The sequence below is a fragment of the Mycoplasma sp. CSL7491-lung genome (assembly GCF_018913965.1).
GTDB lineage: Bacteria > Bacillota_I > Bacilli_A > Mycoplasmatales > Metamycoplasmataceae > Mycoplasmopsis.
The window spans coordinates 31,488-54,049 of sequence record NZ_JAHMHG010000002.1 but is presented as its reverse complement, the minus strand read 5'-3'; the positions used below and the strand labels follow the sequence as shown (position 1 = coordinate 54,049).

12 protein-coding genes and 1 tRNA gene are annotated in these 22,562 nt (G+C 24.6%); 9 read left to right on the top strand and 4 right to left on the bottom strand.

What is annotated here, in order from left to right; genetic code table 4:
• Positions 1–45: 45 nt before the first annotated feature.
• The 7 genes from dnaE (at position 46) to gap (ending at position 8,394) form a co-directional block, all read left to right on the top strand.
• Positions 46–3,018 carry a DNA polymerase III subunit alpha gene (gene dnaE, locus KQ876_RS02150; protein WP_216490083.1) on the top strand — a complete coding sequence of 991 codons (2,973 nt, stop codon included), beginning with the start codon at positions 46–48 and terminating at the stop codon, positions 3,016–3,018.
• Entirely contained in the window at positions 3,008–3,892 is an 885-nt protein-coding gene (locus KQ876_RS02145) for a 5'-3' exonuclease (RefSeq protein WP_205852645.1), read from the top strand. The genes dnaE and KQ876_RS02145 overlap by 11 nt, the downstream gene beginning before the upstream one ends.
• Positions 3,870–4,436 carry a dephospho-CoA kinase gene (locus tag KQ876_RS02140; protein ID WP_205852644.1) on the top strand — a complete coding sequence of 189 codons (567 nt, stop codon included), beginning with the start codon at positions 3,870–3,872 and terminating at the stop codon, positions 4,434–4,436. The genes KQ876_RS02145 and KQ876_RS02140 overlap by 23 nt, the downstream gene beginning before the upstream one ends.
• A gap of 42 nt (positions 4,437–4,478) precedes the next feature.
• The gene (locus KQ876_RS02135) at positions 4,479–5,459 is read left to right on the top strand and encodes a hypothetical protein (protein WP_216490082.1); all 981 of its coding nucleotides are present in this window, start codon (positions 4,479–4,481) and stop codon (positions 5,457–5,459) included.
• Complete coding sequence (locus KQ876_RS02130; RefSeq protein WP_205852070.1) at positions 5,452–6,387, top strand: hypothetical protein; 936 nt, start codon at positions 5,452–5,454, stop codon at positions 6,385–6,387. Before KQ876_RS02135 ends, KQ876_RS02130 begins: the two co-directional genes overlap by 8 nt.
• Positions 6,387–7,238, top strand: coding sequence for a methionyl-tRNA formyltransferase (gene fmt / locus KQ876_RS02125; protein ID WP_205852071.1), 852 nt, complete (start codon positions 6,387–6,389; stop codon positions 7,236–7,238). Before KQ876_RS02130 ends, fmt begins: the two co-directional genes overlap by 1 nt.
• A gap of 160 nt (positions 7,239–7,398) precedes the next feature.
• The gene (gene gap, locus KQ876_RS02120; protein WP_205852072.1) at positions 7,399–8,394 is read left to right on the top strand and encodes a type I glyceraldehyde-3-phosphate dehydrogenase; all 996 of its coding nucleotides are present in this window, start codon (positions 7,399–7,401) and stop codon (positions 8,392–8,394) included.
• A 125-nt stretch (positions 8,395–8,519) separates the two neighbouring features.
• Here gap and KQ876_RS02115 read toward each other — a convergent pair.
• From KQ876_RS02115 to KQ876_RS02110, 3 genes are all read right to left on the bottom strand, one after another.
• Positions 8,520–8,610 (bottom strand) — tRNA-Ser (locus tag KQ876_RS02115).
• Positions 8,611–8,849: 239 nt separating this feature from the next.
• Positions 8,850–8,975, bottom strand: a complete 126-nt coding sequence (locus KQ876_RS04190) for a hypothetical protein (protein ID WP_255533602.1) — start codon at positions 8,973–8,975, stop codon at positions 8,850–8,852.
• A complete protein-coding gene (locus tag KQ876_RS02110) occupies positions 8,962–9,174 on the bottom strand; it encodes a hypothetical protein (protein WP_216490081.1) in 213 nt (70 codons plus the stop codon). Before KQ876_RS02110 ends, KQ876_RS04190 begins: the two co-directional genes overlap by 14 nt.
• Before the next feature lie 883 nt (positions 9,175–10,057).
• Between KQ876_RS02110 and recU the strand changes: the two genes are divergently transcribed.
• Entirely contained in the window at positions 10,058–10,555 is a 498-nt protein-coding gene (gene recU, locus KQ876_RS02105) for a Holliday junction resolvase RecU (protein WP_205852074.1), read from the top strand.
• On the opposite strand, the gene KQ876_RS02100 is transcribed toward recU, so the two are convergent.
• Positions 10,544–10,825 (bottom strand): HU family DNA-binding protein, encoded by a 282-nt coding sequence (locus tag KQ876_RS02100; RefSeq protein ID WP_205852075.1) that lies wholly within the window; start codon positions 10,823–10,825, stop codon positions 10,544–10,546. The two genes, recU and KQ876_RS02100, sit on opposite strands and share 12 nt — an antisense overlap.
• 527 nt (positions 10,826–11,352) lie before the next feature.
• Between KQ876_RS02100 and KQ876_RS02095 the strand changes: the two genes are divergently transcribed.
• Positions 11,353–22,425, top strand: a complete 11,073-nt coding sequence (locus tag KQ876_RS02095; RefSeq protein ID WP_216490080.1) for a hypothetical protein — start codon at positions 11,353–11,355, stop codon at positions 22,423–22,425.
• Positions 22,426–22,562: the final 137 nt, after the last annotated feature.

Here is a 22,562-nt window from a genome sequence, read left to right as displayed (position 1 = left end):
ATATTAAATATTTTTATTTATTAATTAAAAATATAAAATTAATATATGAGAGAAAAAATATATCTACACACAAATACAGAATATTCATTTTTGAGTTCTACCATAAGAGTTCAAGAACTTTTAGAACTTGCAAAAGAAAAGAATATTAAGTATATTCCTTTAACAGATAAAGAAAATTTATTTGGACTTCAATATTATTGAAATTTTCAAGAAAAATATGATTTTAAACCTATAATTGGTTCTGAATTTTATCTAAATGAGAATTTTGCGATAATTGTTTTAGCAAGAAATAATGAAGGTTTAAGGCTTATTCAAAAATTAATTTATAAAAAATCAAAAGGTGATAATTTGTCACTTTTTGATTTTGAAAGCAATGATTTATTTGTAATAGATCATTTTGAACTTGGGATGGTTGCGAAAAAAATAATTTTAAGCGAATTACCCAAAAATTTTTACTTTAATTCTAAGAAAAATATCAATAATAGAAAAGTGGTTTATGCACCTACAAAAAGAATTTTGCATAAAGAAGATAATGAATTGTTGCCTCTTCTTAATTTTATCAATCCAAATAATGATGTTGTAAATAAGATATACAACGATTATTTTTTAGATAATGAATTTGAAGAATTAGACCAAGAGGTTTATGATCAAATGGTCAATATTGTTGAAAGTATAAATATAACTAAACCAAATAGTGAAATTAAATTAGCTAATTTTTCTAATGATAATATTGATTTTTTTAAAAAATTAATTCTTGGAAAAAGATATAAAAAAATAATAAAAGAATATGATGTAAAAATAGTTAATGATAGGATAAATTATGAGTTTAACGTAATTAAACAATTGGGATTCATAAACTATTTTTTAATAATTCAAGACGCTCTTAGTTTTGCACGTAAACAAGGTATTGAAATAGGTCCAGGACGTGGTAGTGCTTCAGGTTCATTAATTTCTTATTTATTAGAAATTACTTCAGTTAATCCTTTAGAGTTTAATTTATTATTTGAGCGTTTTTTAAATGTTGAACGCGTTACGTTACCGGATATAGATATCGATATACAAGACACAAGACGTGATGAAGTTTTCGAATACGTGAAAAATAAATATGGCGAAGAAAATGTTTCTTTTATTTCTACATTTCAAACTTTAGCTTCTAAAAATTCTATTCGTGACACTGCTAGATTTATTAATCATAATGAAGTTATAATCCCAAAAGATGAAATTGATAAAATTTCAGCTTCTATAAGTTCTAAATTTTCAAATTTAATTGAAAATTATGAAAGTAACAAAAAATATAAAATTTGAGCAGATAAATATCCGCAGTTACATAATTTAGCTTCTAGAATTGAAGGATTACCAAGGCAAACCGGAGTTCATCCCGCAGGTTTAATAATTTGTAATCAACCCTTATATAATGTTGTTCCTGTACGTAAAAACCAACAAACCTTACAACAAGTTGAAATGACACTTGATAATTTAGAAAAATATGGATTAATAAAAATAGATTTTTTAGGTCTAAAAAACTTAACTTTTATTAATAATATAGAAAAAAGTCTAGAACCCGAAAATCACTTTGATTCAATTTTAGAGGACAATGTTTCATTATTTAACGATAAAATCACTTTTAATTTACTAAATTCTTTAAATACAAACGGTATTTTTCAATTGGAATCTCCAGGTATGAAAAAAACAATTAAGGATGTTAGAATTGATAGTTTTGACGATATTTATGCTATTATTTCATTATTTAGACCCGGACCTCTTGAGTATATACCGATTTATGCTAAAAATAAAAACAATCCATATTTAATTGAAAAAATACATCCGATTTATGATCAAATAGTTAAATCAACTTTCGGAATAATTGTTTACCAAGAACAGATCATGGAAATAGTCCAAAAGATATCAGGGCTTTCTTTCGCACAAGCCGATTTATTAAGAAGAGCAATTTCTAAAAAAGATGAGTCAAAATTACATTCTTACAGAAAGATGTTTTTTGAAGGCGGGCTAAAAAATAACATTAATTTCGAAATTTTAAAAAAAATATACTTTAATATAGAAAAATTTGCTAACTATGGATTTAATAAATCACATGCCGTTGCGTATGCTTTAATTGCATATAAATTAGCATATTATAAAGCGAGATTTCCAATGTTATTTTTTAAAGTTCTACTTAGTGAAAGTAGTGGTGATTTAGACGCTATTAAAAAATACTCGGACGAAGCTTTTTTGTGCAATATAAACATCGAAACACCATCAATAAATTATTCTAGTGACGATGCTAATATTCATAATAATTCCATTTTTTTACCGCTTTTAATGATTAAAGGTCTTGGTAAGGTTGCAATTGATAAAATTGTTTATGAACGTAGTATTAATGGTTTTTATAATAATTTTATTGAAGCATACTTAAGAATGAGACTGTATGGTTTAAGTGAGTCTAATATAGATCTTTTAATTAAGTCTGGCTCAATGAGAGAATTTAATAATATAAATACTCTACTTTCTTGAACTAATATAGCAAAAACTTTTTATTCTGACTTAGTGCTTAGAATAAAAAGAAATAATATTGACCAAGAAGAATATAATTCGTATCTATTAGACTTTATAAAAGAGTTAAATTTGGAGATGTATACTAAAAATTTACCTATTGAGTCGAACGATTTAAAAGAACAAAAAGAATTAGAGATCAAATTATTAGGCAATAGTTACAACACTTCCTATCATAAAGTTCATAATAAACAAATAGATCATAATGTGCCTTGTCTAGCTAATGTTGGTGAAGAAAAAATATGATTAGAGGTTGAACTCATTAGTGTTAAGGTTGGATTCAAAAACGAAAGACAAACTAGTTTGAAAATAAGTGACTTTTCAACAACTGTAACAGCAAATGGGTTTAATAGCAAAATAAGAAATTTAATAAATTTAGATACAAGAAGAAAAATAAGAGTGTTAATTTCTAAAAAAGATAATAGATTTTACAATATATTAAATTACGAGGAGATTTATGGAGAATAACAAAAAGAGTTTAGTAATTGACGGTAATTATTTAATGTTCCAATCTTTTTATGCAACATATAGAGGTGAAGGTAGTTTAATTTTAAGCAATTCTTTTGGTGTGCCTACCAATGCAATTCAAGCTTTTATGATGCAATTTTTAAAACTAATTAAATTTGTGAGACCTGATAGTATTTTTGTTGCTTTTGATGCTAAGGGCCCCACAAAAAGACATGAAATTTTTTCAGAATATAAATCAGGAAGAACTAAAGCTCCGGATATACTTTACCCTCAATTTGACTGAATTAAAAGAATATTAAGCGGACTAAATGTTGTTTGACAAGAAAAGTTAGGAGACGAAGCAGATGATTTAATTGCGACATATTGTTCTAAAGTTAATGGAAAAAAATATGTTTTTTCAGCAGATAATGATTTATTACAACTCGTAGATGAAAATGTAACAATTCTTCGCAAAGATAAAACTAACTACAAAGAAATTAATAAAGATAATTTTTTTCAAATTTTTAAATTTCTACCAAATCAATTAACTTCATACAAAGGGTTAAAAGGAGATTCTTCAGATAATCTTCCGGGGGTGTTCGGAATTGGCGAAAAAACCGCTATAAGTTTGCTTGAAAAGTATAATAATTTTGAAAATATATATAAAAATTTAGAAAATAATAGCGATCTAACTAAAAGTGTCAAAAATAAATTAATTAATGGATATCAAACCGGTTTAATGTCATATAATTTATCTATATTAAATTGTGATGTTGAAAATTTTGAAACAAATTTAGAATTTTATAAATTACAACTAAATTATAATAATGCCATGGATATACTAATGGAACTGGAATTAAGCGTAGTTATAAATGAACTTAGAAAAAACTTCTAATAAACCTATAGCTATTTGTGGTCAAATTGGTTCTGGAAAAACCACCATAATACAAGAGTTAAAAAAAATGGGATATAGTACATTAATTTTAGATGATTATGTTTCTAATTTATATAAAACTAATAATGAGTTAATTTATGAAATGAAGAAAAAAATTGGTGATTTTATAGTAAAAGATCAAATTATTAGTAAACAATTATTAAAAGAATGAATATTAAACAATTTTAATAATATATATAAAATTGAAAATATTATTTATCCTTACATTTATGAACATTTAGTAAATAATAATTACGATTTTATTGAATTGCCCGTTTTAGACTCTGAAATAATTGATTTTTCAAAATTATTAAAATATGTTGTTGTTATTCATAGAAAAAATAAATTTGTTGTGGAAAACCCTCTTGTAGACTGACTAAATAAAAAAAATGACTATATAATAGATTTAAAAAGAAAAAATAAAAACTTAATATTTGTGGATATCTATAATGATAATCGAGAGATAACTAAAAAAATAAAAAAAATATTATTAAAAACTCAATAATAATTATAAAATAATAAAGCTACTAAATTTTAGGAGGACATAATGGAAAAAGTAAATTTAGACTATGATAATTTCGAAATAAGTAAAACAACTATTATTAGCAATGAGGATCGTGAAAATCTTAGACTTTTTTACGGGCCTTTTTTGGGTGCTGAGGCAGTTTACTTATATGAGTATTTATTAGATCTTGTGAAGGAATCTAATTGACGTAAGGTTGAGTTTCCATTTAGTCTCTTAAGTTTATATTTAAATATTAATATAGATAGTTTAAATGTTGCTCGTAAAAAATTAGAGGCAGTAGGTTTAATTAATTTATATAACGACAACTCAAAAGCTATTTCTATCTTTGATTTACAAAAGCCACTCGATTATAACGGTATTATAAATAATGAATATATTTCTAATTTAATAAAAGATAATATTGGTTTATCTAACTTGAATTACTTAATAAGTACCAAAAAACATAAAATTAGCGTTATTGATGATTCTAATTATGAAGACATTACAACAAATTTCTTTGATATGTTTAATCCTAATGAAACAAGTTCTAAAAATAATATTAAACAACATTACACAAATGTTGGTAAAAAAGAATATACAGAAAATGAATTAAGAGTAATGACTAAAAATCAACATATTAAAATACCTCTTCAAGCGGGGAGTGTTATTTACACAAATACTTATGATGCGATAATAAATCTTAAACCAGATGAATTTTATTCACAAATTAATAAAATTTCATTATCAATGGTGGATAATGACTTAATTTCATTTTGAGCTAGTAAAGTTACAGATTATAAAGTCTTAAATCTAGCAATGTTTATTGGTCGTAAAGCGCGCAAAACAGATTCTTGAACAAAGTATGTTAATACTTTAATTAAAGAGTTAGAAACACAAAATATTAATGATTATTACGAGGCTGAAGAATATTTAATTGGTAAAATGTTTAATAATAGTAAATTAAGACCAATATACGACGAGTTTATAGTTTTAAAAAATAATATTCAAGGTAGAAATGAATAGCAAATTAAAAATTATTGATCCCAAACTTAATTTTGCCAATTCTAATTTAGTTGTTGATGATAAAACTTTCATCGATTCTATAAAAAGTGATTCTGAATTAATTAAGTACTTAGATAAGTATAATATTTCAGATCAGGAAATAATTGAAAATAGAAATGATTTTTCTATAATGCGAAAAAATAATTCATCGAAGGATGTATTTTTTCTTATTCAAGTAAGAAGAAATCAAAACGAAAAATTGGAATTTTATTCTACTTTTTCGAAAAATTCGATCACAAAAAATTATATGATGAAAGAGAATATTGCATTTACCGAAATTTCTAAACCAACTACAGATGTTATTTCTTCAAATATAAGTCAAATAAAAAGAGGAAATGCCGTTTGAGAGTTTTTAAAAAATCTTAAAAAAGATAAAAATAAGTTTTTTGAGAATTTTTATGTTTATGGTGATGTAGATAGTGTTAGACAAGAATTTTTAAGTTCTTATGTTAATTTAATTGCTCAAAAAAATTTTAATGTTGCTTATATTGATATAAATTTATTAGATGATTATGTCAAAAATAGTTTAAAAAAAGAGAATTCAAATGAAATTATTAATAATTTAATTTACGAACTTAGTCAAATTGAATATTTGGCTATCGACGAAATCGGGTTGAAAACATTATCTTCATGATTTTTAGAAAGAGTTTTTTTAAATATAATTTCAAATCGACTATCAAATAATAAAAAAGTATATTTTGGAGCTTATTTTAGCTTGTCTTTTTTACATAAATATATTTTTAAAGATGACGCTTATATTGTTTCAGATTCTAATTCAAAAAAAGTTAAAAAATTAAAACCTTTGGCAACAAAAATTATAAAGACAATGAAATTATTATCAGAACCGAAATTTTTGTGAATTGATGATAAGTATTTGGAGGATAAATAATGAAAATAGTTTTAGCAGGTACACCTGATTTCTCGGTACCTATTTTCGAGAAAATTATCAATAATTTTGATGTTGTTGCTATAGTTTCACAACCAGATAAACCTAACAAAAGGGGTAACAAAGTAACCCCTACTCCAACAAAAATGCTTGCAAATAAATACAATATAAAGTTATTTCAACCAACTAAAATTAAAGATATCGAGCAAGATTTAAAAGATTTAGAGTATGATATTTTTTTAACATGTGCCTTCGGACAATACATTCCAGAAAGTGTGCTAAAAATTGCTAAATTAGGCTCTATTAATATTCATGGTTCTATTTTGCCAAAATATAGAGGTGCGGCCCCAATACAATATTCCCTTTTAAACGGGGATAAAGAAACAGGAATTAGTTTAATATTCATGGATAAAATAATGGATGCTGGAGACATTATCTTCAAAGCAAAAATTGATATTTCTGAATTTGATACATCAGATACCTTGTTTAAAAAAATAAGTATATTGGCACAAGAAAAAATTGTAGATTGATTGAATAAATTTGAAAAAAATGATTTTATAATTGAAAGACAAAATAATGATTTAGCCACATTATCTCCTAAATTATCGAAAGAAGATGCTTTTTTAGATTCGTCACTGACTGTTGAAGATGCTTTTAATAAAATAAGAGCATTTAGTTCTAATCCAGGGGCTTATATTTTACTTAATGAAAAAAGAGTAAAAATTTTTTATGCTCATAATAAGAAAAAACATAATAATTCTTTAATCTTAAAATTTAAAAATGGATTTTTATATGCAACTGATTACCAATTCGAATCTAAAAAAAGGATTAATTTACTTCAAAAAACGTCATAAAAAGATGTTTTTTATTTTTTATAACTTTTTTAAAAATCTTTTTATATAAGAAATATTTTTAAAAAAAATAAAATAAAAAGTTAAAAAAGTTTATAATTATTAAAACATAACAAAGAAGTTATGTTCTTATATAAAAAATAAAACACTTTGAAAGGATAAAATGAAAAAAGTAGCAATTAATGGTTTCGGTAGAATTGGTAGATTATTCTTCCGTAGATTATTAGAATCACAATCAGATGTACAAGTTGTTGCAGTTAACGACTTAACAGATGCTAAAACATTAGCACACTTATTAAAATACGATACTGCATTTAGAGCATTAAATGCAGATGTTAAAGCAAAAGAAGGTGCTATTGTAGTTGATGGTAGAGAAATTAAAGTATTCGCTGAAAGAGATCCAGAAAACTTACCATGAGGTGAATTAGGAATCGATGTTGTTGTTGAATCAACTGGTTTCTTTACAAAACGTGAAGGTGCTGAAAAACACTTAAAAGCTGGAGCTAAAAAAGTTGTTGTTTCTGCACCATCTGATTCAGATGTTAAAACAGTTGTTTACAATGTTAACCATGACATTTTAAATGCAGATGACAAATTAATTTCTGCAGCTTCATGTACAACAAACTGTTTAGCACCTTTAACAAAAGTATTATCAGATAAATTTGGAATTGTTTCAGGATTAATGACAACAGTTCACGCTTACACAGGAGACCAAAGATTACAAGATGCTCCACACCGTGACTTACGTAGAGCACGTGCAGCAGCATCAAACATGGTTCCTACAACAACAGGAGCAGCTAAAGCTATTGGATTAGTAGTTCCTGAAGCAGCAGGTAAATTAGACGGTTCAGCAATTCGTGTTCCTGTTTTAACAGGTTCAATCGTTGACTTAACAGTTAGATTAGAAAAACAACCTACATTAGAAGAAGTAAACGCAGCTATGAAAGAAGCTGAAAGTGAATCATTTAAATATGAAACAAACCCAATTGTTTCATCAGATATCGTTGGTGAAACACACGGATCAATTTTCGATTCATTATTAACACAAGTTCAAAAAACTTCAGAAGGTAATGTGTACAAATTATTCTCATGATATGATAATGAAATGTCATACGTTTCTCAATTAGTTAGAACAGTAGTTTACTTTGCTAAATTATAATGATTAAATAATTTATAAAAAAATCAAAGCATTAGTTTGCTTTGATTTTTTAATAAAAAATTATAAGAATAAAAGAAATAAAAAAGTTTTGAATAATATTCAAAACACAAAAAAGTATAAAAAAATGGCGGAACAGAGAGGATTCGAACCTCCGCGGGAGTTGCCTCCCCTACAGTCTTAGCAGGACCGCCTCTTCAGCCTCTTGAGTACTGTTCCATCAAAATGTAATATTATTATATCATATAAAACAATTAATTAAATACTAAATTAGATTTTTTATAAAGACCTTGAAACCAAAGTGTGTTGACCTCGTTAAAATAAATGTATAATAGCAAAGAAAAAATACGTTTAACCTATTTTATTTTTAACCCCTCTTTTTATAAGAATATAAAATAAAAGTGGGTGGATTAATTTAAAATAAAATTATAAATGGTAAAGCAAAAAAATATTAAGTTTTATTTTTTAAATCCATAAACTAGTTTTCCTGAATTATATGAATAATAGTTGTCTTCGCCTTCTACATCGATTAATTTGTATTCAAATTGATCAATTTCGGGAAATCTTTTTCTAAATAAAAACATTATAAACTCATAAACCATAATCATTGCTCTTACATCACTTTCGCAATATTTTTTTCAATTCAGGTACTACCTCTTGCTCTCAAACATTATCAGAAATAGCATTAACATGTCTTAAAATTGCTGCTTCCATAGCCATAGTACCTTTTTGAATTACAAATTCAGAATATGGTGTTATTTTAGATTTTAAATCAAAATTCATTTTTTTAATATATTTTTCAATTCTTTTTATTGAATAAAAGTAATTTAAAAATTTAATATGTATTCTTGATTTATTTGAAATATTCTAATTATTTTCTTTGTTTAAATTCTTTTCTTGAGAAACTTTGATATCATTATCATTTTTTGTGTAAGTGAAATAATCATCAATCAAGTAAAGTATGTTTAAAACAGTAAGTTAATTAATCATAATTTGACGAAAAATTCATATCAATATTTATGTATCCATTAAGAGTTTCGAGTTGCTTCTTATAATAATCTTTTGCAATTATAATAAATAGAATATTTATTTATTTTATTATAAATACCTAATAAAATTACTTCATCTTCTTTCTCTATTTCGAGGTTTATAAATAAATATTCTAAAGTGTAATTTTCTAGCGAGTTAATATCAATTAAATTATTTTTGCTAGGCTGTTTTCACATCAAATCGGCCTATTCTATACCATGATAATTATAGAAGTATTTAGAGTTTTAATTTTTAATATAACTTTTAATAATATTATTGTATCATTAGATGTTTGACTTATTATAAATTTTATTTTAAAATCGTGTTTGTTTTCGAGTACCAATAAATAGTATTTGTTTTTAATTTTTTTGTGTATTTTTTATATTTGCTATTCAAATGGTTTGGATTTAAAACCAAATTAATCAATGATTTTTAATATCTAACTTTTTATTTAAATTTAAATTCATTGTTATAAAAATAGAACTCTATTATTTCTAAAGTGTTATTTTTTACCTAATTTAATCATATGCTTTTTAAATTCTTAATTTAACTGAGTTTGATAGTATATTTCTATACATTAAAAACTAATTATTTTTTCTTTTTTTGTTTTATTTTTAAAATTTAGCACATTATAGTTATGTTAAATAATAAGAATAGAGGAATGTTTTTGGAAAGTGTTATAAATAAGACAATTTCCTGATTATGACAAAATAATATAGCATTTATTGAAAAGAAATCCCTTAGTATAGTTTTTAAAGGAGTAGAAAAAGATTATAAGAAAAGTAGATTATTAGATGCGAAAGTTACAAGAAAAAGCACTGTAGATTATATTGGTTGTTATAACGGAAAATTTATTTGTTTTGAAGCTAAAAGTGTTAATATAGATCGCTTTTCTCTAGATAACATTAAAAAACATCAATTTGAATATTTGAAATCAATACATTTAAATGGAGGTATTTCTTTCTTAATTTTATTTTTTTCACATTATAACGAATTTTATTTTGTAGATATCAATTATCTTGACTATATTTATAATAATTCAAATATTAAGTCAATTAATTATCAAGAGATAAAAAATAATTCAAGAGAATTAACTCTTGAATTTCCTGGGATATTGAATATATTAAGCTTTTAAATCAATTAAATCACGTAGATATTTTGATGGTTTGTATTTAATTACACGTTTTTGAGGAACAACTTGTAATTCTTTTGTAAATCTATTTGTTATTGTACGTTGTGGTTTTACAACTGTTGAGAAAATACCTAATTGAGCAAGTTTAACAGTATCTTCAGCAATTAATTGTTCTTTAAGCACAAAAACACATGCATCTAAAAATTGTTCTACGTCTTTTGATTTCATTTCTAATCTATCGGCAACTTCGATAATGAATTCTTTTTTTGTCATTTTTACTCCTAATATTTTTGGTCTTTATATATTTTATTATTATACATATTTTTTTTAAAAAAGCCTTAATTTTAGTGAAAAAAGTTTTTTATGATATCAAATCCACATTTTTTTAATTAAGAATATCAAGTTTTTGAATAAAAATTTTATTTATATATTTTTAAAAATTAAAAATGATTTTTAACTCGCACTAAAAATTAATATTTATATTTTTGATTTTCAACGCTTAAAATTAAAAATATAAATATTTTTTACTTTTACACATTACTGTAATGTATTTTCTAGAAATTAAAATGATATTTTTATTTTTTGATTATAAAGTTAAAAATGGAATTAAAAATTACTAATATACATATTATGTAGGCTTAAAAGGAAATTACCGATGTTAAATTACAAAAAAGCTGAATTTCACTTTTTAATTTCTTTTTTTTTTTTTTTTGTTTATAATATTTTTATAAACTTACAAAGTAAGTTTATGTTTGTTAAAAATTAAATAATTAAGATTATAAAATAAAGATAAGGTAAAAATGATTAAAAATAATAAAAAATGAACAATGTTCACAAGCTCTGGGCTTGCGGCCATTGTTTCTATATCAACGGCAGTTACCGTTGTGTGATCTTGATATAATCAAAAGCAAGATTATAAAATAAGATATGAACAAGTTAAAAACATCTTAGATAAATTGAAATTGTCAAAAGAAAACATAGTAAATAAATTTAAGTTAATAGATTCAAATTTAAAAACAAATAATCAATTTAAACAACTTGATCAAATTGTTGAGATTATTATTAATAGTTTAAAAAATTCTATTAAAGCAAAAGAAAATGTTTTGAAAAATTTAGAACTAAATCGCACTAGTTTTTTAAACGAGAATGAAATGATGGATTATAATGATAGTCTTGATTATATTATTGAGTTTGATAAATTAATAAATGAAGTACAAGATATTAATGTTAAAAATGGATTAATTAGTGATTTAAAAAATGATACAAGTACTGATAATTCAAAAACACAACTTAGTAGATTAAAAGAAATTTTAAATAATCAAGAAAAAGAAATTAATGAAAATAAAGTTTCTATATCAACAATTATTTCTTCATTACCGGAAATATTAAGAAACAAATTTAATGAAAAACTAAATGATAGTCAAGATAATTTATCTAAACTAAAAGAATTAAAAGATGAATTAGATAAATATGTTCCTGTAGTTAATAAAGCTAAAAAAATTAAAAATCTTTTTAAAAAATCAGAAGTGTTTGTAGATTTAGATAATTCGACATTAGGTGATTTAGGTTCTATAGAAGATAAAATTGATGAAATTTTAAGAAGTGAAAATTTATCAGAATTCGATCGTAAAAGAGAACAAGTTAGAAATTTAATTGATGTAATCGATGATGAACATGATAAAAATAATTTTATTGATAAGTTGGACGAAATAAACAATACAAAATCGATGAATGATTTAATTTCATTGGAAAAAGAAGTTGAAAATTATCTTAAATCTAACTCTGGTATCGAAGGTTTAATAAATTACAAGAAAAATCAATTATCTAAAAAAGTTAATGATTCTGATCTTTCTGATGGAATTAAACACAAATACACAAATGATATTTTAAATTCAACTAATTTAGATGAACTAACTAATATTGAAAAAGAAGTTGATGACTTAATTTCTCTACAAATGAGAAAAAAAGAAGTGGAAGAGGTGGTTAAATTATTAAATAATCCTAAAAAAGATGAACTTTTAGGACAACTTTCGTCTACAAACGAATTAGGTAAAATGGATGAAATTTATAATGAAGCTACAAATATTTTGAGTGATGAAACCGAAAAAACTAAAAATGTTATTAAAAGATTAAAAGGTCTAACACGTCTAAAAAATGATTATGAATTAAATTTATCGGAAGCAAAAACACAATTTGACATTCAAAAAGTGGCTTCAAATGTAAAAGAATATATGGATGGTTTAATTGATGAAGCTACAAGACAAGTTGAGTCATTAGACGAAAATATAACATTAGTAATTGAAGGCGAAACAGTTAATAAGAAAAGTTTAAAGAATGAATTAATTTCTTTAAATAAGAACGGTAACGCTGGAGAATATTCTAAAATTATTGAAAAAGCAAGTGCTATTAAAAATTATGTTGAAGCAAAATCAAAAGGTTCTGATACAAGTGAAAAACTAAACGATAAAGAAAAGGCGAAAGAATTAAAAGAAAAATTACAAAATGCAAAATCATTAGACGAAGCATTAAAAGCCAAAGCTGAAATAGATAGATTGTATCAATTCCAACTAGATAAAGAAGAAGCAAAAATTGCAATAAATAAAGTAAAACACACAGTCAAAAAAGAACAATTAACAAAAAGATGAGAAGAAGCAACTACTTCTGATGAATTAATATTAATTAAAACTGAAGCTAATTCATATCATGATGCTGAAGAGGCAAATAAACTTACACATGATGAATTAGTTTACTTTGTTGATGAAAATATAAATGATTTAGAAAAGAAAAATAATTTTAAAGCAGAATTAGATTCTGCAATGAATGATTCTAATAATCAACCTAATATCAATCAAGATGAAATTGAACAAAAACTTAGATTAATTAGATATAAAGTTAATGAATTGATTAAGGCTGAAAAAAACGCTGCAGAGGCCTTAAGACTTAAGAAAGAACAAATTAAATCTGATATCTTAAAAATTCAAAACAAGTCAAAAGCTAATGAATTTAATGGTGAATTAATTGATGTTGAAGATATCACACAAGCTGAGAAATTGCAAGAAAAAGTTGACAAACAACTTGAGTTTGAAAAGAAAAGAAAAACTATTGATGAAAAAGTATTAGAACTTGAAGATAAAAAAGATTATTCAGACCAAATTTCAAAAGCGTTAGATATTGAGCAATTAAAAGAAATTGAAACAAAAGTTGATGAAGATTTAAAAAGAGAAGCTCAAGAGTTAAAAGAAGCTAAAGATGCCGCTTTAGATAAGATAGTTGATATTGCAGATAGTAACCCATTAAAAGGTGAATTATTTGAAGAAGTTGAAAAATCAAGAACTAAATCTGAAGTTGCTAAAATTATTCAAAAAGTAGACGAATTTTTAGGTGATTTAAGAACTCAAGCAATCGAAGCTATTGAAACAACAAAAGGTGATGATACAATACATTCTGAATTAAATGATGATTTAGGTGGAGCAAAAAATGAAGTTTTACTTAAAGATATAATCAGAAAAGCTGGTGAGGCTTTCGGAGATAAGAAAAGCAAGGTTATCGATCAGCTTGATATTTTAGATGAAACTCATCCTTCTAAAGAGGAGTTTAAACAACGCCTTAAGGATGCTAAAAATATTTCTGAATTAGATTCTCTTTTAACCGATATAAGAAGAACAAATGATATTGAAAATGTAAGAAAAAATTTAACTAAAAAATTGGAACAAGTTCAAGAAGAATCCGAAAAAGAAAAATTAGCAAAAGAAATTGAAGATGTTGCAAATCACGAACAACTAACAGAAATAAATCGTAAAATTGATGCTCAAATTCAAAAAGAAAAAGATGAAATAAAAGCTAACAAAGATATTGTTAACGAAAAAATAAAAGAATTATACAAAGACGAAAATATTAAGTTATTTAATGATCAAATAGCAAGAGAAGATTTAACGTTAGACGAATCTAGAAAATTAATTAAAAATATTGATACAACAATTGCTGTTGAACAAAATGAATTAAAAAATAAAATCGATGAAGCAACAAAAGAGATAAACGACAAGCTTTTAGATAGTAGTGAAAGAAATGATATTTTATTAGAAGCTCAAGGAGCTAAAAATCTTGTTCAAGTTGATCAAGCACTTTCTAATTTAGATCAAAGAATCGAACAACTTAAAGATGCTGCTAGAGCTGAAGCTAATAAATTACTATCAAACAATAATATGTTATCTAATATTGATAATGCTACAACACAAGAACAAATTGACGAAATAAAAAACGAAGCAATAAAATTATTTGAAATTAAAAAACAAAAAGTTTTAGAGAAACTAAATGCAACTATAAATGTTTCTCAGGTGTTACATGATGAAATTGAGTCAAATATTAACAACGCAGAAAATGAATCTAATTTAAATGAATTAAGTGCTTTAATTGATGAAAAATTATCTGAATTTAATTTAGTAACAGAAAGAGAAATTGATAGGTTAGTAGATAAATCGATTGTTATTTCAAAAGATAATTGAACATCTGAAAGAATTTCTCAAGGTCAAAGAGATGTTGTTAAAAATAAGATTAACGAAAAATGACAAAATTATATTGACCAATTAACTTCACTTGAAGGTGATGATGTAAATCATAAAAAATATGAAGATATTTTATCTTCATTAAATAAAGAGCAAGTAAACGAATCAACATTAGATCAATATATTCATGAAATGAAAAGTATATTTGATTCTAAAAAAACTTTAGTTGAATCAAACCTTGAAACACTAACAAATGAAGAAGTTAAATCTAATTTAACTCAAAAATTGGATGAAGCTAAAAAAGTTATTGATTTAAATAAATTAGAAAAAGAAATAGAACTACAACATAAAAAAGAAGAATTGATTGAATCGTTAAAAACAAAAATTGTTTTCGAAGATCAAATAGAAGATTTTAAAAATAGAATTAACGAAGCTACTGAAATTGAACAATTAATAAATAGTGAAAATGGTTTAGAAAAACAAATTAATGACAAGCAAGCTTATAATAATGAATTATTAAAAGAAATAGAAATTGTAAAATCCTTAAATAAAAAAATAAATGTCACAACAGAAAAGTTTAATGAATTTAATGAAGCGATTGAAGCTGTTAGAACTAATGAAAAATTAGCAGAAATCAAATCTCAAATTAACGATTTTATTTCTAACAAAAAAAGTGAAGTTACTCCTTTTATTGAAAAATTAGTTGGAAGCAACGAAAAAACTATAAAAGAAAATGAATTATCTGATGCAACATCTGAATCTGAAATTAACAGTGTTTTAAATAATGCAAAAGAGTTATTTTCAAATAAACAAAATAGTACAAAAACTCTTCTTGAATCTTTAACAGATGAACAGGTTAAAAAAGAGTTTGAAACTACAATAGATAATGCTGAAAATATTAGAAAATTAGATGAAATTAAAGATCAAATCAATAATCAAAAGTTAAGAGAAGAGATTCAAAAAGGAATTAATAAATTAACTGAAAACGAAAAAAGAATAGAACTTCAAAATGAATTAAATGATTTAACAAATGATAGATCTAATAAGTCTAAATTACAAACTTTAAAATCTAAAGTTGATGAAGCAAGAAAACAACAAGAAGGTGAGTTTGTAATCGCTAAGGAACAAGCTCAAGAAGCTCTTAATAAATTGCTTCAAGATAATTCAAAACGTATCGAATTACAAGGATTATTAGATTCATACGATAATAATCAAACAGATTTAGAAAAAGTTAAAACAGTTAAAACAAATGCAGAAGCTGAATTATTAAGAATAAGAAATCAAGCTAAAAACACTTCTTCAGATAAAATTCAACCAAGAGGACGTGATACTCAATCACCTACACATTTAGAGAAATATAATGATTTTGCTAGAGAATTAGATTCTGCATCAAACGAAAAAGAAATAAATGATATCGTTAAAAAAATGGATACTTATATAAATCAAGTTAGAAATTTATATAAAGAATATGTAACATCAAATCTTTCTTTCGATGATACTAATAACGAAATTTTAACTAAGTTAGATTCCGCAAAAACTATAAATACATTAGATCAAGCTTTAAAAGATGCTAATAAAAAATCCAAAGATTTTATTACAAATTTAGTTAATACAATTGAAGATAACGATAAAAAACAAGAGTTTTTAGAAAAAATTCACAATGCTACCAATAAAGACGTTTCTTCTGAAACACCAACAAAATGAAGAAATGAATTAGAGGTGTTGAAAGATATATATGATCAAGCTAGTGCATTTAAAAACAATGAAAACCGTGAATTAAGTGCTTTAAAACAAGAAGTTAAAAATAAAATTGAGACTTCGCTTAACGATAACCCTAATGATACTCAAGAGGATTCTAAAGCCAAATTGCTTGAATTAATTGATTCAGCTACAACAAAAGCTAAAGCGAACGAAGTTCTTTCTAAATTAAATGCAAAAATTAGCGGAATGAAACAAATTGCTGCAACTGCTGTCGAAAAAATTGATGGATCTAATTTATATAATTCATTAAAAGAAAAAATCGATTCTAATGATATTGATACAGAAGAGGAAATTCTTAGCATTCAAAAACAAGCTATTGCTGAATTTGCGAAAGTTAAAAAAGTAACAGAAGATGCTATTAATTTAGTTGATGATCAAACAAATAAAAATGACTTAATTTCTCAAAAAGATTCTGCTGAAAATATTGCTAAATTAAATGAAATAAAAAATGATGCATTAATAAAAGCTAAAAAAGAAGATCTTAAAAAAATAGCTGAAGGTTTATGAGGTAAGAAAAACTATAACAATGAGATAAATTCTGCTACAACATTAGATAGATTAAATGAAATCGAATCTCAAATTAATAACGATAAAAGAGTTCAAGACGAAAAATTAAGACAAGCTAAAGAAAAAGCATTAGAATTTGTTGATAAATTAGAAGATAAAACAGAAAAAGAAAATGCTATTAATGCTGCAAAAACTTTAGAAGATGTTAAAACGGTAGAAGACCAAGCTAAAAAAATTATTAGTGATTTACAAGGTGAAATTACAGAATTGCTGAAAAAAATTGAAGATTCTGAAAATTACAATTTATTCAAAAATAGAAATACACCGGATGCAAATGAAACTACTTTAAAACAATTAAAAACAGATTTAAACGATGAGTTTGATAGATTAAAAAAACAAACTCAAAATAAAATTAATGAACCAGCTCATTTTGAAAATAATAGTGTTACTATTTCTGAATACAAAGATAAAGAATTATTATTAACAGAAGCTAATAATGCAACAAATTATAGAGAACTTCATAAATTAGAAAATACTTCAGAAGTTAACAAACTTGGTAAATATGTTTCTGATGAAATTAAAAAAGTACTTGATAAAGGTACAATGGAAACAGATTTAAATAATATTTTAGCTACAAGACCTAATAGTGACGAAGAGAAAGAACAAAAAATTTCTGCTTTAAATGCAATTTTAGAAAGAGCTAAACAACAATCTAGAAAAGAATATATTGAGCTAGAAACATCTAAAGAAGAAGCAAGAAAACAAATTAATGAAAAATTAAATTCAAGCACTGAGTTAAAAAATACATTACTTTCAGAAGTAAATAATGCTCAAACAAAAGATCAAGTTGATGTCGAATTAAAAAAATTAAAAAATCATATGGACACTCAATTAGCTTCGGCAAATGCAGAAATTGCTAAATTAACTGAAAATAAAGAACCAAGAAACGGATTAAATACTAAATTATCAAACGCTATTAGTGAAACAGAAATTGCTAATGTCAAAAATAAAGCGATCACAGAGTTAGAAGAATTTAAAAATAATGCACAAGAAGATGTTCAAAGATTGAGCACAAATATCGAAGGTCAAAATAATTATTCTGAATTTCAAGATAAGTTAGAAACTGCTAAATCAACTAATACTCAAGAAGCGTATGAAGAAGTAGTTAGCAAAGTTAATGAAAAAATCGAAAAACTTAGAACATGAGCGAAAACTAAATTAGAACAAGTTGCAAATGATCAAGATAAAGAATCTTTAAGAAATCAAATAGAGCAAGCTAATACAAGCGAAAAATTAAAAGAATTAGAAAACTTGGTTTCTGTAACTATCGCTAGAGAAGCTGCTAAAACTGAAATTAATAAATTATCTTCAAATAATGATAAAAAAGGTGAATTATTAGCTTTTATCGAATCTTCAACAAGTGTTGCTGATATAAATTCTAAAAAAGATGAAGCAATTACTATGTTGAACGCTAAAAAGACAGAGGCAAAAAATTCTGTTGCTAAATTAGAAGGAGATAATAGTTGAATCAAAGCAAAAACTGATTTAAAATCCGCTCAAACAGAAGATGAATTAAATACTTTAATTGCAACAAGTGATGATGTATTTAATACTAAAAAGTCAGAAATTAAGGGTGAAATTGATAAACTTATAGAAGGAAATGAAGACTTATCAGTAGATAACTTAAATACTATAAAAGATTTAAAAAATTATCATGATAATCAAATTATTGCAAAAGCAAAAGAATATACAAAAGTAAAAATAAATCAAATTGATAATGCTACTAAAAAAGAGGGATTATCAAATGCTTTAGCTAAACAAAATAGTGTTGATAAAATAAACGAAATTTATAATCAAGCCATGGGAGAGATTCATAAAGAAGACGCTCTTAATAATGCTAAAACAAAAGCTATAACTTTTGCTGAAACAAAACTTGCACAAGATGATGCAAATTCATTTAAAACCAAAATTAACGAAGCTCCAAATATTGAAGAAGTGAATAAAATTAGAAAACAAATTGAAACAAAAGTAAATGATAAGTTAAAAGAACTAACAAAGCTAAAATCAAAATTCTTATCTAATAATGCAGTAAGACAAGAAGTAGAAGGAAATTCAAATAATTCAATTCCTGAAATGGAAAAATCTATTAAAAAATTAGAAACCGAAAAAGCTAGATTATCAAAAGCAACAAAAGACGAAATTGAAAAAATTCATTTAACTGATAATACTATTGTTTCTCAAGAAAAAATGAATTCAGAGAACCAATCATATAATCAAATAAAAAATGAATTAAATGAGATATCTGATTGAACCGAAGAGCAAGATAACATAATTATTAGTAAGGTTTCACGAAAATTAATAGAGAGAAAGTCTTCAGCAAGACAATATATAAATTCACTCACTCTAGATGACGGAAAAAGAAACGAATTATTAACTGAATTAGATTCTCGAAATACAGATAATTTAACTAAAATAATTAAGTTAGAACAAAAAGCAGATCGTGAAGCTAAAATTAAATCAATTAAAGAAAAAATAAACCAATTACATAATGATGATTTAAGAAGAGATTATAACCAGAGAGTCGAAAATGAAAACGAAAATTTAGTTGCTCTTGAAAGAGATGTAAACCAAAAACTAGAAGAACAAAAAAATAATATAAGATTAGCAAGAGAAGCGGCACAAGCTGAGGTTAATAAATTACCAAATTCAGAACAATCTGCAAAGAATATTGAGATTGAAAATGCTACAACTCAAGCACAATTAGATACAATTAAACAAAATGCTATTACTAGAATGCAAAATATAAGAGTAGAAGTTCAAAATGAAATAAATAAAATGCCTGAAAATGCAAGGTCTGAATTAAATTCAGAAAAAAATAAATGAATAAACAATGGTAATAACTTACTCACATTGAAGCAAACTGCTATTAATACTGTTACAAAATCAAATGAATTAACAACTAAAAATAATAATTCATTTGCCAATGAAGCACAAGCTAAAACATTCTTTGCTTCTCAAATAAATAGTTCAAAAGCAAATAATATAGCTAAAATTAATACAATTAGTAGTAATTTAGATAAAATTAAAACAACATTACAAAATTTAAGAAATAAACAAAATCAATTAGCTAGACAAGAAGATAAAACTAAATTTAATCAATTAGTTAACGAAGCCTTTATGAACACTAATAAAGAAATACTTGGTAATAATAGTTTATATTCAACATTAAACAATATTATTTCAAAAATTGATTTTAGATTAAAACAAGATCAAGCAATTAATGATATTAATACTAAATTAACTCAAGATGGGCAAAATAAAGTATTTTTAAATAGAGTTAATAATTTAACAAATAACGACGAAATAGTATTAAACAATATTTTAACTGATGTAACAGAATTATCAAAATCATTAAACTCAACTAAAGAATTAATCGATAATGTCGGACAACAAACTAATAGAATAGAATTAGAAAAAGAATGAAATAGTATAAACAATCTAAATAATGCGAAAGCGTTAAAAGCAAAAGTCGAAAGATTTAAAGCTAAGTTAGCAGAAATACAAGCGGATTTAAATGGTCTAGATCAAAAAAATCCAAATAAATCTAATTTAGAAGCAGAATTAAATGAAGCAACAACAGTTGAAAAACTTGAAGAAGTCAGAAAGAAAATTAGAAATGAAAAAATTAGAATTAATTGGATTCCTTTAAAAAATAGATTAAACGACGATAAACAAAAAAGAGAATGAGATAATACTATGAATGATGATAATTCTACAATAGATCAAATGAATCAAGTTATTAGTCTTGCTGAAGCACATTTAAATGAAAAAAGAACTACAGCAGAAAGAATCCTGAATAAGATAAATGAAAAAAGTCGATTATCAAATAAAGTTTCTGACACTAATAGCGAAAGAGATTATGATGAAGTTATCGAGTCGTCACTTAATATATTAAAAACTGTCGCTGATAAAGCGAATGTTATACTAGGAAAATTAAAAACAACTACTAAATCAGACAAAGGATTACCAGAAAGTTATACATTTAATGCTCCAAAAGAAATTTCTGAGAATATAAACGAAACAACTATTAACAATAGTTTAAAGGTTGGGTTAGATATCTGGAATTCTAAAATACTTGATGCTCGTAAATCATTACCTTTGTTAGAAGGTGATCGATCACATTTAAATGATTATAGTGGTAAGATTGGTAATGTATTTACTAACGAAAATATCAATCCAAATGGACCATCCGAAGAAGTTTTAGATCAATATGTTGTTGAAATAAACAGATTATATAGCGATAAACGAGCAGAAATTACAAACAAAATAAATAGCTCAAAAGTGCATTCAACAATTAAGTCTAATTTTAATACTCAATTTAATGCAGCGAAAAATCTAGGTGCACTAAACTCATTATCAACTGAGATTAGTAAATATGATGACAAAATAAATGAAATTTACATTGAAATAAATAAAGTTCAAAATAATTCTAAAAAAGAGACTTTTAAAACTCAATTAAGTCAATCTGATAGCTTAGAAAAATTAAATACCTTACTGGAAGATATTAAACAATATAACACAAAGTGAAATATCGCTAAAACTATCTTTGATGGAACAACGATAAATTCTAGAGATAAAAAAGTAGAATTTATCAAAAAACTAAACGATGCTACTACAATCGAACAATTAGATAATTTAATAGATGAATTAAAAAATTATTTTGAATTGAGAAAATTCCAAGGTATGAGAGACGGAAGAAAAAACTCACAATTTTTTGTAGGGCGTGATACGGAGAAAACTGGTGTTATAGAATTTAATGAACATTTAGAATTTCCTGAAAATAAATTTGTTTATATAGTATTACAAGGAGATGATGGTTCTTTTGCACTTTCAGATCCTATCAAATTAAATAGTAGTATTTTAAAATTCAGATTTTCAGGTGTTCAATTTGCGCAAAAGAGTCAACAATATAACATTTTTCAAAAAATATTTATTTCAAATAGCGATAAACATAAGACAATTTCTCAGCTAATTGAAGACAACCCTAAACAAGTTGATACTGCATCTGCTGATGTCAATTCAATTCAAGTGGTTAAGTATTAAAAAAAATAAAAATTCAAGTGATATTCATGCTTGAATTTTTATTACTAAATCTATATATTTAATGCTTTTTAGAATTTTAATATATAATGCTATATTTACATTCTAAACAAAGCAATCAGTTTTTTCAGCATAAAAAT